This is a genomic window from Microbacterium phyllosphaerae (assembly GCF_017876435.1).
Taxonomy (GTDB): Bacteria; Actinomycetota; Actinomycetes; order Actinomycetales; family Microbacteriaceae; genus Microbacterium; species Microbacterium phyllosphaerae.
In genome coordinates this window covers 3,204,228-3,217,520 of the sequence record NZ_JAGIOA010000001.1, presented here as the reverse complement: position 1 = coordinate 3,217,520, position 13,293 = coordinate 3,204,228, and the positions used below count along the sequence as shown (strand labels likewise).

The following is a 13,293-nucleotide window of genomic DNA, read 5'->3' as shown; positions in this document are numbered from 1 at the left end:
TCACTCCTGCGGAGCGGGCGCCGCCGTGTCGGTCGGCATCGGCGTCGGCTCTTCGGCGGACGGCACGAGGTCGGAGTAGTAGGGCAGGGATCCGTCGAGCACGGGGACCTCGGTCTTCGTGCCCGCGCCGTCGCCCGACTGGAAGTGGATCTCGATCGTGGCGCCCGGCATCGTGTCGAGTCCGATGATGCGCAGCGGTTCCTCGCCCTCGGTGCCGAAGCTCTTCGTCTTGCCTGCGGGCACGGTGACGATGAACGGCTCGTCGACGCCGGCGACCCGCATCGTGAGCGTCGCCGTGTCGGTGGTCGGGTTCACGACCGCGCCGATGAAGTTGCCCACGGAGCCGTCTTCGTTCGCGACGATGAACGCGTTGCGGACGTCGATCGGTCCGTCGGAGTCGGAGACGTTGACGCCGTCCGAGGCCGAGTACTCGATCTTCGTCGCCTGCGGCGAGATGAACGTGCAGCCCGTCGCGCCGAGAAGAACGAGGGCGCTGATGGCGGCAGACGCAACAAGGCGCGATTTCACGGGTCCTCCTGAGGTCCGACGGGATATCCGCATCCCATTCTATGCGCATGCGAGGGGGCGCCCGAGGACGTGGGGGCGCGAACCTTAGCGCATATCCCCTGTGGTATCCTTGAGGTTGCCGAAAGGACAAGTTTTTATGCTTTTTGAGGTTGGCGAAACTGTCGTCTATCCGCACCATGGCGCTGCGACCATCATCGAGGTCAAGGAGCGCATCATCAAGGGTGAGGCGAAGAAATACCTGAAGCTCAACGTCACGCAGGGAGACCTCATCATCGAGGTGCCTGCGGAGAACGTCGATCTGGTCGGGGTCCGCGATGTGATCGGCCGTGAAGGGCTCGACCACGTGTTCGAGGTGCTCCGCGCCCCGTTCACGGAAGAGCCCACGAACTGGTCGCGCCGTTACAAGGCGAACCTTGAGAAGCTCGCCTCCGGCGACGTGATCAAGGTGAGCGAGGTCGTGCGCGACCTGTGGCGTCGGGATCAGGACCGCGGTCTGTCGGCCGGTGAGAAGCGGATGCTGGCGAAGGCTCGTCAGATCCTCATCTCCGAGCTGGCTCTCGCAGAGAAGACCGACGAAGACAAGGCGAGCGCGCTGCTCGACGAGGTCCTCGCGTCCTGAGCGGATCGAGACAAGGCGGATGCTTCGGCATCCGCCTTTTTTCGTGCGCGCAGGTAACGTGAACCGGGTGAGCATGCTTCCCGTCCCTGACACCGCGATCATCGTCGTCGCTGCCGGCTCCGGCACGCGACTGGATGCCGGAGCGCCCAAGGCGTTCGTGGGCATCGACAGCCATTCGATCCTGCGCCACGCCCTCGACGGCGTCTTCGCGGCGTCGCCCGCCCAGGTGATCGTGGTCGCGCCCGCCGGGTTCGAGGGTGATGCCGAGACGGAGCTTCGCGCCGCAGCGGGCGACCGTGTCGACCTCGGCAGGGTCGTCACCGGCGGCGACACCCGCCAACGGTCGGTGGCGGCCGGGCTCGACGCTCTGTGGGGTGACGTCACGCGGGTGCTGGTGCACGACGCGGCGCGGGCGCTGACGCCTCCCGAGGTCATCGACGCCGTGGCCGCGGCCGTCGACGAAGCGACGGGGGTCATCCCGACGCTTCCCGTGATCGACACCTTGAAGCGGGTCGACGGCGATGCGGTCGTCGGTCCGATCGATCGCTCGGAGCTCGCCGCGGCGCAGACACCGCAGGGGTTCCCTCGCGCGCTGCTCGAGTCCGCGTACGAGGCGGCGCTCACCGCGGGTGTCGACCACACCGACGACGCGGCCCTGTTCGCCGCTGCCGGTCATCGGGTCCGGCAGATCGCGGGCTCTGCGCGCGGATTCAAGATCACCACGCCCGCCGACCTCGAGCGCGCGCGTCACATGCTCGCGGCGGTCTCCGAGGCGCCTGCGGAGGCGCCCGTCGCTGCTCCCGCTGTTGCTGCCCCCGCTGAAGCTGCCCCCGCGGCGTGGCGCTTCCCTCGGGTCGGGCTCGGAACCGACGTGCACGCGTTCGGGGGCGACGGCGACCTGTGGCTCGCGGGACTCGAATGGCCCGGGGAGCCGGCGCTCTCGGGCCACTCCGACGGCGACGCGGTCGCCCACGCGATCGTGGATGCGCTGCTCGGGGCCGCGGGCCTCGGCGACATCGGCGAGCACTTCGGAACCGCCCACCCCGAGTACGCCGGTGCGCACGCCGAGGTCTTCCTCGCCCGCACGAGGGAGCTTCTGGACGAGGCCGGCTTCGCGATCGGCAACGTCTCTGCACAGTTCCAGGGCAATCGACCGCGGTTCAGCGCCCGCCGTGCCGAGGCCGAGCGAGTGCTGTCGATGGCACTCGGCGGGGCGCCCGTCTCGATCACGGCGACGACCACCGACGGACTCGGATTCCCCGGACGCGGTGAGGGCATCGCGGTGACAGCCGTCGCGATGGTGCACCCGCGTTGACACGGCGCATCGTGGACGCGGGAATGCCTCGGCATCCGTGTTCGTTGTCGGAGAGCGTCGCGCGGTCGTCGTGCGACGAGGAGGAGGCATCATGAAGGTCCTGGTCATCGGAGCCACCGGACAGGTCGGTCGCACCGCCGTCGACGCGCTGCAGGGACACGAGATCGTCTCGGCGTCGCGCAGCGGAGAGCCGTCGGTCGACGTCACCGACTCGGCATCCGTCGAGCGTCTCTTCGCGTCGGTCGGACAGGTCGACGCCGTGATCGTCGCGGTCGGTGAGGTTCCCTTCCGTCCGCTGGGCGAGCTCGGTCGCGCGGACTACGAGTCGGCGTTCCGCGGCAAGGTGCTCTCGCAGCTCGACGTCGTGCGCATCGGCACTCCGTACGTGCGAGATGGCGGATCGATCACGCTGACCTCCGGCATCCTCTCGCGCGAGCCGATCGCCACCGGTGCTGCGGCGTCGCTCGTCAACGGGGCGGTCGAGTCCTTCGTGCTCGCCGCGGCCACGGAGCTGCCCCGAGGAATCCGCATCAACGCCGTGAGCCCGTCGGTGCTCGAGGACGCCCCGTCGTATCACTCGTCGTTCCCCGGATTCGTGCCGGTGTCGTCGCATCGCGTCGGACAGGCGTATGCGAAGAGCGTGCTCGGGGTGCAGACGGGTCAGGTCTTCCCCGTCGACTGAGGCCTGCGGCGACCGGACGAGGCCCGATCTGCGGGCGGCGTCCCGATCCGCGGAGCATGCGGCCCGTCCGATCCGCGCATCGGGACGGCATCCGCAGATCGTGACGCCGCAGTGCCTCCGGATCGGGACGGAGGACCCATCCAGTCTTCGGAATCGGCGGCCCGGTAAGCTTGTGCGGTGACTCTCCGCCTCTACGACACCCGCGCACAGCAGCTGCGCGACTTCGTGCCTCTCGACCCCGAGAACATCACGATGTACGTCTGCGGACCCACGGTGCAGTCGGGCCCCCACATCGGGCACGTCCGCGCGGCTCTGAGCTTCGACCTCCTGCGCCGCTGGCTGACGCACCGATACGGGCGCGTCACCTTCGTGCGCAACGTCACCGACATCGACGACAAGGTGCTCGCGAACGCGACCGACGTCGAGCCCTGGTGGGCGCTGGCGTACCGCATGGAGCAGGAGTTCACCGCGGCGTATGCCGGAGTCGGCATCCTTCCGCCGACCTACGAGCCCCGCGCGACCGCCTCCGTTCCGCAGATGCAGGAGATCATCGCGACCCTCATCGAACGCGGTCATGCGTATCCGGCGCCCGACGGCTCTGGCGACGTCTACTTCGACGTGCGCTCGTGGTCGGAGTACGGGTCGCTCACGAACCAGTCGGTCGACGCCATGGAGGCGGCGGAGGACGCCGATCCTCGGGGCAAGCGCAACCCTCAGGACTTCGCGCTGTGGAAGGGCGCGAAGCGCGACGAGCAGGCGGATGCCACATGGCAGTCGCCCTGGGGTGCCGGGCGCCCCGGCTGGCACATCGAGTGCTCGGCGATGTCGAAGCGGTACCTCGGGCCGGAGTTCGACATCCACGGCGGCGGTCTCGATCTGCGCTTCCCGCATCACGAGAACGAGCTCGCCCAGTCGACTGCGGCCGGCGACGGCTTCGCCCGGTACTGGGTGCACAACGGCCTGGTGACGGTCGGCGGGCAGAAGATGTCGAAGTCGCTCGGCAACTTCACGCTCGCGAGCGATGTGCTGGATGAGCACGATCCGCTCGTGATCCGCTATGCGCTGGCCGCCGCACACTACCGCTCAAGCCTCGATCTGACGGAGTCGTCGTGGGCCGAGGCGGAGGCAGCGCTCGGCCGCATCCGGACTTTCGTGGAGCGCGCGGAGCGCACTCTCCCGAAGACGTTCGGCTGGGCGGAGCCGACCCCGCTGCCCGATGCCTTCGGCACGGCGATGGATGACGACCTCGGCATCCCGCAGGCCCTCGGCGTCGTGCACGAGACCGTGCGCGCAGGGAATGCGGCGCTCGATGCCGGCGACACCGACGCAGCGGCGACGGCGAGGCACGAGGTGCTCGCGATGCTCGACGTGCTCGGATTCGACCTCGTCGGCGGCGCACAGGGCGGAGATGCCACGGCATCCGCCCTCGACGCGCTCGTGCAGACGATGATCACCCAGCGTGCGCAGGCGCGCGCTGACAAGGACTGGGCGGCGGCCGATCGCATCCGTGATGCGATCGCCGCGGCAGGAATCACGCTGGAGGACTCTCCGGCCGGAACTCATTGGAGTATCGATGGCTAAGCAGGGCAATCCCTCGGCAGGCAAGGGCAAGAAGGGTCCCACCAAGGGCTCCGGCGGCAAGGGCCGCAGCTCGCTCGAAGGCCGCGGACCGACGCCGAAGGCGGAAGATCGCGCCTGGCACCCCGCCGGCAAGCGCAAGGCCGCGGCCGAGCGCTACGCGGCATCGGGCGGAAAGGGCAAGCCGGGGCAGCGTCAGACGTCCGGCGGCAACCCGAACCGCTCGGCACGCTCGAAGGACAACACCACCGAGGTCGAGGTCGTCACCGGCCGCAACTCGGTGCTCGAGGCCCTGCGCGCGAAGATCCCCGCGTCGGCGTTCTACATCGCGCAGCGCGTCGAGATGGACGACCGCGTCAAGGAGATGCTGTCGATCGCCACGAACCGCGGCATCCCGGTGCTCGAGGTCACCCGACAGGAGCTCGACCGCATGGCCGGCTTCGACGGCGTGCACCAGGGCGTCGCCGTCAAGGTGCCGCCGTACGAGTACGCGCACCCGCAGGACCTGCTCGAAGCCGTCATCGACAAGGGTGAGGTTCCGCTGTTCGTCGCCCTCGACGGCATCACGGATCCCCGCAACCTCGGCGCGATCATCCGTTCGACCGGTGCGTTCGGCGGCCACGGCATCATCCTGCCGCAGCGCCGCTCGGCGGGTGTGAACTCGGCGGCGTGGAAGACCAGCGCCGGTGCCGCCGCGCGCGTGCCCGTCGCTCTCGCGACGAACCTGACCACGCAGCTCAAGGAGTTCAAGAAGCAGGGCGTCTTCGTGCTCGGCCTCGACGGCGACGGCGACGTGCTGCTGCCCGAACTCCAGCTCGCCGATCGCCCCGTCGTGATCGTCACGGGCTCCGAGGGCAAGGGCCTGTCGCGTCTGGTCGCCGAGACGTGCGACCAGATCGTCTCGATCCCGATCTCGGCCGTGACCGAGTCGCTCAACGCCGGCATCGCGACGTCCGTCGCGCTCTACCAGGTCTCGTCGATCCGCAACGCGAAGAAGTAGGGGAGAAGCACATGGCTCGCATCGTCGTCCTCGGAGGAACCGGCTACGCCGGACGCCACATCGTCTCGGAGGCGGTGAGCCGCGGCCACGAGGTCGTCTCGGTCTCGCGCTCGGAGCCGTCGAACCCCGTGGAGGGCGCACGGAACGTGCAGGGTTCCGTGCTCGACCTCGCGAGCCTGGGCGACGTCTTCGACGGTGCGGATGCTGTCGTGTCGGCGCTGTCTCCCCGTGGCGACATGGAGGACTCGGTGCTCGACGCCCTCCGCGGCCTCGTCGAGAAGCTGAGCGGTACGAAGACCCGCATCGGCGTGGTCGGCGGAGCCGGCGGCAGCCTCGTCGCCCCCGGCGGACCTCGTCTGTTCGACCTCGACTTCCCCGAGGAGTACAAGCACGAGGCGCAGGTCGGCATCGACTCGCTCGCGCTGCTCGAGTCGACCGACGAGTCGCTCGACTGGTTCTTCGTGCACCCGGCAGAGGTGTTCGGGCCCTGGGCTGAGGGCGAGCGCACCGGCCACTACCGCGACGGCGGCGACGTGCTCGTGCGGGATGCCGAGGGCAAGTCGTTCATCTCGGGTGCCGACTTCGCGATCGCCGTCGTCGACGAGATCGAGCGGGGCGCTCACCGTCGTCAGCGGTTCACCGTCGGGTACTGATCCCGCGGGTCGGGTCAGACGAGATCGCGCCAGTCGATCTCGTCGTCGTCGTCGGCGACGGGATTCGCGCCCGTGATCACGGGCAGGCTCATGGTCTCGGTGGGCGGTCCCATGATCGTCGCCTCATCGCGGCGGTGGCGCAGCACCTCGTTGATGTAGCTGGTCAGCACCTCGGCGAGCGGCACGGAGCGTCCCTGTGCCTGTGACAGGTACCAGCGGTGCTCGAGCACCTGGTGGAAGACCTCGGCCGGCTCGAGCTTGGCGCGCAGTTCCCACGGGATCGCGCGCACGACGGGCTCGAACACGCGGGTCAGCCACTCGTGCGCGTACATCTCCTCGTCGGCCCACTGCTTGGTCGAGCGGGCGCGGAACTCGTCGAGGTCGTTGAGCAGACGCCTGGCCTGGTTCTCCTCGACGTCGAGTCCGGTCAGGCGGATGAGCCGGCGCTGATGGTGTCCGGCATCCACGACCTTCGGCTGGATCTCGACGACCGTGCCATCGGCGGTCGTCGACATCGACATCTCGTCGATGTCGAAGCCGAGGGCGTTGAGGCGCTCGACGCGTTCGGTGATGCGCCAGGTCTCGGCCGAGGCGAAGGACTCCTGCACGGTCAGCTCGGCCCACAGGGAGCGGTACGAGGAGACGATGCCGTCGGCGATCGCGATCGCGTCGACGCCGTGCTCGAGCCGGCCACCGGCGGCGAGGTCCATGATCTCGCCGGCGATGTTCGTGCGGGCCAGATCGAGGTCGTAGGCGCGCTGGCCGTCGGTGAGCCCCTCCTCATGCAGCTCGCCCGTCTCGGCATCGACGAGGTATGCCGCATAGGCACCGGCGTCGCGTCGGAAGAGGGTGTTCGAGAGCGACACGTCGCCCCAGTAGAAGCCGACGTTGTGCAGGCGCACCAGCAGAACGGCCAGGGCGTCGACCAGCCGTGTGGCGGTGTCGGGGCGCAGAACCCGCGTGAAGAGGGCGCGGTAGGGCATCGAGAAGCGCAGGTGCGAGGTCACGAGCGCGGCGGGAAGCGGCTCGCCCGCGGCATCCGTGCGTCCGGCGATCACGGCGACGCGGTCGACGCAGGGCACGTCGAGGCGGGCGAGGTTGCCGAGCATCTCGTACTCGCGCTTGGCCATCTCGTCGGTGGTCTCCTTGACCGCCACGACACGGCCGGAGAGGTCGGCGAACCGCACGAGGTGCCGGGAGAGCCCCTTGGGCAGCGACACGATCTGCTCGGACGGCCACTTGGCCAGTGTCGTCGACCAGGGGAGTGCGAGCAGCCCCGGATCGATCGAGCTCGCGGTGATCCGCAGCGCATCCTGCATGGCTCTCCAGACGGTGGGGGCGGGAAAAGCAGAAGCGGCGCGGGCGACCGAAGTCAGCCCGCGCCGCGTCTGTGGATCCGATCAGGCGGAGACGATCGGCTTGTCGTTCAGGCGGACACCCGACTCGATGTCGAACGCGTGCACGTGGCCCGCGTTCGCTGCGAGGGTGACGGTCTCGCCCGCGTTGGGGTGGCTGCGACCGTCGACACGTGCGACCAGGTCGGCGCGCTTGCCGTTGATCTCGGTGTGACCGTAGAGGTAGCCGTCGGCGCCGAGCTCCTCGACGAGGTCGACGACGACCGAGAGGCCCTTGCCGTCGGCGGGGCCGACGGTGATGTCCTCGGGACGCACACCCACGGTGACCTGCGAGCCGTTGGCACGGCCCACGGTGTCGCGGTCGAGCGGGACGACCTCGGTGCCGAAGCGGATGCCGCCTTCAGCCAGGTCGGCCGAGAACAGGTTCATGGCGGGCGAGCCGATGAAGCCGGCGACGAACACGTTCTCGGGCTTCTCGTACAGGTCGCGCGGCGAGCCGACCTGCTGCAGCAGACCGTCCTTGAGGACCGCGATGCGGTCGCCCATGGTGAGGGCCTCGGTCTGGTCGTGGGTGACGTAGACCGTGGTGACGCCGAGACGACGCTGCAGCGATGCGATCTGGGTACGCGTCTGGACGCGGAGCTTGGCGTCGAGGTTCGACAGCGGCTCGTCCATCAGGAAGACCTGGGGCTGACGCACGATCGCGCGACCCATGGCGACACGCTGACGCTGACCACCCGAGAGGGCCTTCGGCTTGCGGGTCAGGTACTCCTCGAGGTCGAGCAGCTTGGCGGCCTCGAGAACGCGGCTGGCACGCTCTTCCTTGCCGACGCCGGCGATCTTGAGCGCGAAGCCCATGTTCTCGGCGACCGTCATGTGCGGGTACAGCGCGTAGTTCTGGAACACCATCGCGATGTCGCGGTCCTTCGGCGGCACGTCGGTCACGTCGCGGTCACCGATGAGGATGCGGCCGGCGTTGACCTCTTCGAGTCCGGCGAGCATACGCAGCGAGGTGGACTTTCCGCAGCCGGAAGGGCCGACGAGGACGAGGAATTCGCCGTCAGCGACCTCGAGGTTGAGCTTGTCGACAGCCGGGCGGGTTCCGCCGGGGTAGAGGCGGGTGGCCTCGTCGAAAGTCACAGATGCCATTGTGTTTCTCCTTCACCGGCAGGTACGTGCCGGACGATCCGTAGTGATAGAGCGGCGGAGTGATCCGCCGTGACCCCTCATTGGGTCGGATTCAGTATGCCAGAAACCTGTCTATCTGGGTATTTCTCAGCCTCGCTGGTTAACATCGTTCTCGGCCGCTTAACGCGGCGTTCGCCGCCCGAGTGGCGTCCGGGGCCACCCTGCCCCCCTGAGACTGTCTAGAGGAACGATGTCGAGCGACGAGACGCCGAACGTCCCCAGCCCTCGCAATTCGCGTGAGGTCGTGCGGGAGAAGGCACAGAAGGTGCATGCGCAGCAGTCGAGGGCGCGCGTGATGCGACGAGTCATCCTCGGCGCCATCGCCGTGGTCGCCGTGGGTGCCATCGGCACCGCCATCACTCTCGCCGTGTCGGCGCAGGTGTCGAAGCCGCAGCTCACGCCCGGCGGCATGGACCACGACGGCATCCTCGTCTCCGACATCAGCGCGACCGCCGCCTCCGATGAGGGCGTGCCCGCCCCCAGCCCCGACGAGACCGAGGCCGGCACCGAGGCGACTCCGACCCCCGCGCCGACCACCTCGAGCACCGTCGACATCCACATCTACGTCGACTACCTCTCGCCGGACGCCGGTGAATTCGAGCGTGCGAACGCTCGCCAGCTCGTGAACTGGATCACCGAGGGCGCCGCGACCGTCACCTATCACCCGGTCGCCCTGCTCACCGCCAGCTCGAACGGCACCAAGTACTCGCTGCGCTCGGCGGCGGCCGCGGCGTGCGTCGCGACGCACTCGCCCGCACAGTTCTACGCCTTCAACCACGACCTGCTCGACGACCAGCCCGACGTCAACACCGACGGCTTCTCCGACTCGCAGCTCGCCGACATCGCGGGAGCCGTGGGCTCGGACAACGTCAAGAGCGTGCGCTCGTGCATCGAGAACCAGGACTACGTGACCTGGGCGAAGGATGCCACCTCACGCGCTCTCGAAGGACCGCTGGTCGGCTCCGACGACCTCGTGCTCACCGCAGCGCCCATGATCGTCGTCAACGGCGAGGCCTACGTCGGTGCGCTCGACGACCCGAGCGAGTTCTCGCAGTTCGTGCTCACCGTCGCGAGCGACGCCTACTACGCCACGGAGTCGCCCAGCCCGACACCGACGCCCACCCCGACCACCACGCCGTAGTTTTCTCGGCACCCGTCACCCCTCGCTAAGCTGGGTGGCGTCCGCCGACTTGGCGCAATTGGTAGCGCACCGTACTTGTAATACGGGGGTTACGGGTTCGAGTCCCGTAGTCGGCTCCACACGCGAAGGCCCGCATCCTCGGTCGCATCCGAGGACGCGGGCCTTCGTCGTCCCCTCGCTGCTCGCCGACGACACACATCGTCACAGACGAAATAGCGCGCGGGGGCCATGGGTTGTCCCGAGTATGACTCGTATCGGAAACAGTGACCTTGACGTCTTCCCCCTCTCGCTCGGCGGCAACGTGTTCGGCTGGACGGCCGACCGCGATGCATCGTTCGCCGTGCTCGACGCATTCGTCGACGGGGGAGGCGACTTCATCGACACCGCGGACTCGTACAGCGCGTGGGTGCCCGGCAACTCGGGCGGCGAGAGCGAGACGATCATCGGCGCGTGGCTGGCCTCGCGCAAGCCCGCGGGAGTGACCGTCGCGACCAAGGTGAGCCAACACCCGGACTTCACGGGACTCGCGGCCGCGAACGTCCGCAAGGCCGCCGAAGCATCCCTGAGCCGCCTCGGGGTCGACACGATCGATCTCTACTACGCGCACTTCGACGACGAGACCGTGCCGCTCGAGGAGACGGTCGGCGCCTTCGGTCAGCTCGTCGCCGACGGCCTGGTGCGCAACATCGCGGTGTCGAACTACAGCGCCGACCGCATCCGCGAATGGGTCGAGATCGCCGACCGCACCGGTGTGGCGCTCCCCGTCGCCGTGCAGCCGCACTACAACCTCGTGCACCGCAACGACGTCGAGGAGACGATCATCCCCGTCGCCGAGGAGTTCGGTCTCGGACTCGTGCCGTACTACTCGCTCGCGAGCGGCTTCCTGACCGGCAAGTACCGCTCCGCGGACACCGAGGGCCAGACCTCACCGCGCGCCTCGGGGGTGCCGCGAAGTACGCGACCGAAGCGGGCCTGCGGATCATCGACACGCTCGAGCAGATCGGCGACGCGCACGGTGCGTCGATCGCCGCGACCTCGCTGGCATGGCTGCGCGCCCAGCCGACGGTGGCTGCTCCGATCGCCAGCGCCCGCACCGTCGAGCAGGTGCCGGATCTCCTCGCCGGTGCACGTCTCGAGCTGACGAGTGACGAGGTCGACGCGCTGAACAGCGTCTCGGAGTGGACTCCGGCGAAGGCCTGACAGCACTCGCGCCCTGCCCACCGGCCTAGGAGTCGGCGGGCAGGGCGTCGTCGTCGATGAGGCCGAGCCTGTGGGCCAGGATCACCAGATGGATGCGGTCGCGGGCACCGAGCTTCGCGAGCACCCGCCCCACGTGTGTCTTCACCGTCGACTCGCTGACGAACAGAGCCTGCGCGATCTCGGCATTGGTCAGGCCGCGCGCGATCTCGAGGAAGACGTCGCGCTCGCGGTCCGTCAGTTCGATGGTGGGGTCGTCGACGACGAGTGCAGGTTCAGCAGACGACGCACCCAGCGTCGGAGTCACGTGCTCCAGGAGCATCCGCGTGACCCTCGGCGCGAGTGCCGCGTCGCCTCGGTGGATGGCGCGGACGGCCGAGATCATCTCGTGCCGCTGCACGTCTTTGAGCAGGAATCCGCTGGCACCCGCGCGGATCGCCCCGAACGCGTACTCGTCGAGATCGAACGTCGTGAGCACGAGCACCCGTGTCTCGGGGTGCGCCCGCACGATCGCCTCGGTCGCCGCGATGCCGTCGAGCCCGGGCATCCGGATGTCCATGAGCACCACATCCGGTTGCAGTGCTGCGGCCTGCGCGATGGCCGCGTGCCCGTCTTCCGCCTCGCCGACGACGACCATGTCGGCCTCGGCCTCGAGCACCATGCGGAAGCCGAGGCGGATGAGCTGCTGGTCGTCGACGAGCAGCAGGGAGATCGGGGCGGTCATGGTCTGTCCTTCGGATCGGGAGCGGCGAGTGCGGTCGGGGTGGGATCGGGCGGCGCAGTCGGCAGCTCGGCGCGCAGCATCCATCTGCCGCCCTCGAGCGGTTCCGAGACGACGCTGCCGCCTGCGTGCGCGGCGCGCTCCGCGAGACCGCGCAGGCCGAACCCCGAGGTGCCGCGGGGGCCCGCGGCTCCGTCGTTGACGATCTCGACCGTCACGATATCCGCGGAGTAGATCAGGCGCACGGCGATCGACGTCGCGCCGGGTGCGTGGCGCATCGCGTTGGTGACGCCCTCCTGCACGATCCGCCCCACGGCGTGGGCGACGGCGGGGGAGAGGTCGGTGCCTCCACTGACGGAGAGTGTGACGGGATAGCCCGCACGCTGCGCGTGCGCGACGGTCTCCTGCGGAGGCGTCGGCGCGAGGGGAGCGAGCGGCAGCGGGGAGTCGTCGGCGCGCAGGACCCCGAGCATCGCCCGCATCTCGGTGAGCGCACTGCGCGCGGTCTCGGCCGAGGCCGTGGCGGCCGCCCGAGCCTGGTCCGGGTCGGATGTCGCGGCGGCTCCCTCGGACAGGGCGACGATCACCGTCAGCGAGTGCGACACGATGTCGTGCATCTCGCGGGCGATGCGTGCGCGCTCGCCCGCGGCCGCGAGCTGTGCCTGTTGGTCGCGCTCGACGAGCAGTTGGCGGGAGCGGTCGATCACCGCATCGAGATACCGTTTGCGCCCGCCGACGTTGACGCCGATCAGGGTGCCGATCAGACCGAGCACGAGCGACATGATGACCGCGTTGGCGGCGATCTGGAACGTGATGACGCCGGTGAGCGTGAGCAGCCCGCCGAAGGCGGCGAGGGAAGCGAGGCCGATGCCGAACCCGATCCAGGCCACCCTCGACGATCGGTAGACCGCCAGCGAGTAGCAGGTGACCAGCAGCAGGGGCGAGCCGATCGGCTGGAGCGCGAAGAGGAATCCGGCCTCGAGGGCGAAGGACGCGACGAACGGCAGGAGGGGACGTCGGCGCCGCCACAGCAGCGTCGCGCAGGCGGCGACGACGGACGCGGGGACCAGGATCGCGACCCCGATGGCGAGTGGCGTGGGCAGATCGTTCGTGATGACGCCGGCCGGGACCAGCGAGAGCAGCAGACACACCAGCGCGATCAGGACGTCGGCGAACACCGGATGCCGCGCCCAGAAGCGCCGCAGAACCCCCGGCGTACGCGGAAGCCGCAGCGCCTCGTCCTCGCGGACGGAGGTGCTGCGGCTGCGCGTTCTGGTCACCGGGCGACTCTACGCGGGTGCATCGTCGAGCATCAG

12 protein-coding genes, 1 tRNA gene and 1 pseudogene are annotated in these 13,293 nt (G+C 69.1%); 9 read left to right on the top strand and 5 right to left on the bottom strand.

The window, feature by feature from the left end:
- On the bottom strand, positions 1–528 hold the full coding sequence (locus JOF42_RS15250; protein ID WP_210098600.1) for a DNA modification methylase: 528 nt from the start codon (positions 526–528) through the stop codon (positions 1–3).
- Positions 529–664: 136 nt separating this feature from the next.
- Here JOF42_RS15250 and JOF42_RS15245 point away from each other — a divergent pair, with 136 nt between their 5' ends.
- From JOF42_RS15245 to JOF42_RS15220, 6 genes are all read left to right on the top strand, one after another.
- A complete protein-coding gene (locus tag JOF42_RS15245; RefSeq protein WP_056312597.1) occupies positions 665–1,147 on the top strand; it encodes a CarD family transcriptional regulator in 483 nt (160 codons plus the stop codon).
- Between the two features lie 73 nt (positions 1,148–1,220).
- Positions 1,221–2,462, top strand: coding sequence for a 2-C-methyl-D-erythritol 4-phosphate cytidylyltransferase (gene ispD, locus JOF42_RS15240; RefSeq protein ID WP_245341319.1), 1,242 nt, complete (start codon positions 1,221–1,223; stop codon positions 2,460–2,462).
- A gap of 91 nt (positions 2,463–2,553) precedes the next feature.
- Positions 2,554–3,144 carry a short chain dehydrogenase gene (locus tag JOF42_RS15235; RefSeq protein ID WP_210098598.1) on the top strand — a complete coding sequence of 197 codons (591 nt, stop codon included), beginning with the start codon at positions 2,554–2,556 and terminating at the stop codon, positions 3,142–3,144.
- Between the two features lie 177 nt (positions 3,145–3,321).
- A complete protein-coding gene (cysS, locus tag JOF42_RS15230) occupies positions 3,322–4,725 on the top strand; it encodes a cysteine--tRNA ligase (protein ID WP_210098597.1) in 1,404 nt (467 codons plus the stop codon).
- A complete protein-coding gene (gene rlmB, locus JOF42_RS15225; protein WP_210098596.1) occupies positions 4,718–5,722 on the top strand; it encodes a 23S rRNA (guanosine(2251)-2'-O)-methyltransferase RlmB in 1,005 nt (334 codons plus the stop codon). The genes cysS and rlmB overlap by 8 nt, the downstream gene beginning before the upstream one ends.
- 11 nt (positions 5,723–5,733) lie before the next feature.
- Entirely contained in the window at positions 5,734–6,375 is a 642-nt protein-coding gene (locus JOF42_RS15220) for an NAD(P)-dependent oxidoreductase (RefSeq protein ID WP_210098595.1), read from the top strand.
- A gap of 14 nt (positions 6,376–6,389) precedes the next feature.
- Here JOF42_RS15220 and JOF42_RS15215 read toward each other — a convergent pair whose 3' ends face one another.
- On the bottom strand, positions 6,390–7,694 hold the full coding sequence (locus JOF42_RS15215; protein ID WP_210098594.1) for a DUF4032 domain-containing protein: 1,305 nt from the start codon (positions 7,692–7,694) through the stop codon (positions 6,390–6,392).
- Between the two features lie 81 nt (positions 7,695–7,775).
- Positions 7,776–8,879 (bottom strand): ABC transporter ATP-binding protein, encoded by a 1,104-nt coding sequence (locus tag JOF42_RS15210; protein WP_056312585.1) that lies wholly within the window; start codon positions 8,877–8,879, stop codon positions 7,776–7,778.
- Positions 8,880–9,108: 229 nt separating this feature from the next.
- Here JOF42_RS15210 and JOF42_RS15205 point away from each other — a divergent pair, with 229 nt between their 5' ends.
- The 3 genes and pseudogenes from JOF42_RS15205 to JOF42_RS15195 all read left to right on the top strand — a co-directional run bounded on the left by JOF42_RS15205 (position 9,109) and on the right by JOF42_RS15195 (position 11,259).
- A complete protein-coding gene (locus JOF42_RS15205; protein ID WP_210098593.1) occupies positions 9,109–10,059 on the top strand; it encodes a DsbA family protein in 951 nt (316 codons plus the stop codon).
- Between the two features lie 43 nt (positions 10,060–10,102).
- Positions 10,103–10,178: transfer RNA gene (locus JOF42_RS15200), tRNA-Thr, on the top strand.
- A 125-nt stretch (positions 10,179–10,303) separates the two neighbouring features.
- Positions 10,304–11,259: pseudogene (locus JOF42_RS15195) on the top strand (aldo/keto reductase).
- A gap of 25 nt (positions 11,260–11,284) precedes the next feature.
- On the opposite strand, the gene JOF42_RS15190 reads toward JOF42_RS15195, so the two are convergent.
- Both JOF42_RS15190 and JOF42_RS15185 read right to left on the bottom strand, forming a co-directional pair.
- On the bottom strand, positions 11,285–11,980 hold the full coding sequence (locus JOF42_RS15190) for a response regulator (RefSeq protein ID WP_210098592.1): 696 nt from the start codon (positions 11,978–11,980) through the stop codon (positions 11,285–11,287).
- Entirely contained in the window at positions 11,977–13,257 is a 1,281-nt protein-coding gene (locus tag JOF42_RS15185) for a sensor histidine kinase (RefSeq protein WP_210098591.1), read from the bottom strand. Before JOF42_RS15185 ends, JOF42_RS15190 begins: the two co-directional genes overlap by 4 nt.
- Positions 13,258–13,293 lie beyond the last annotated feature (36 nt).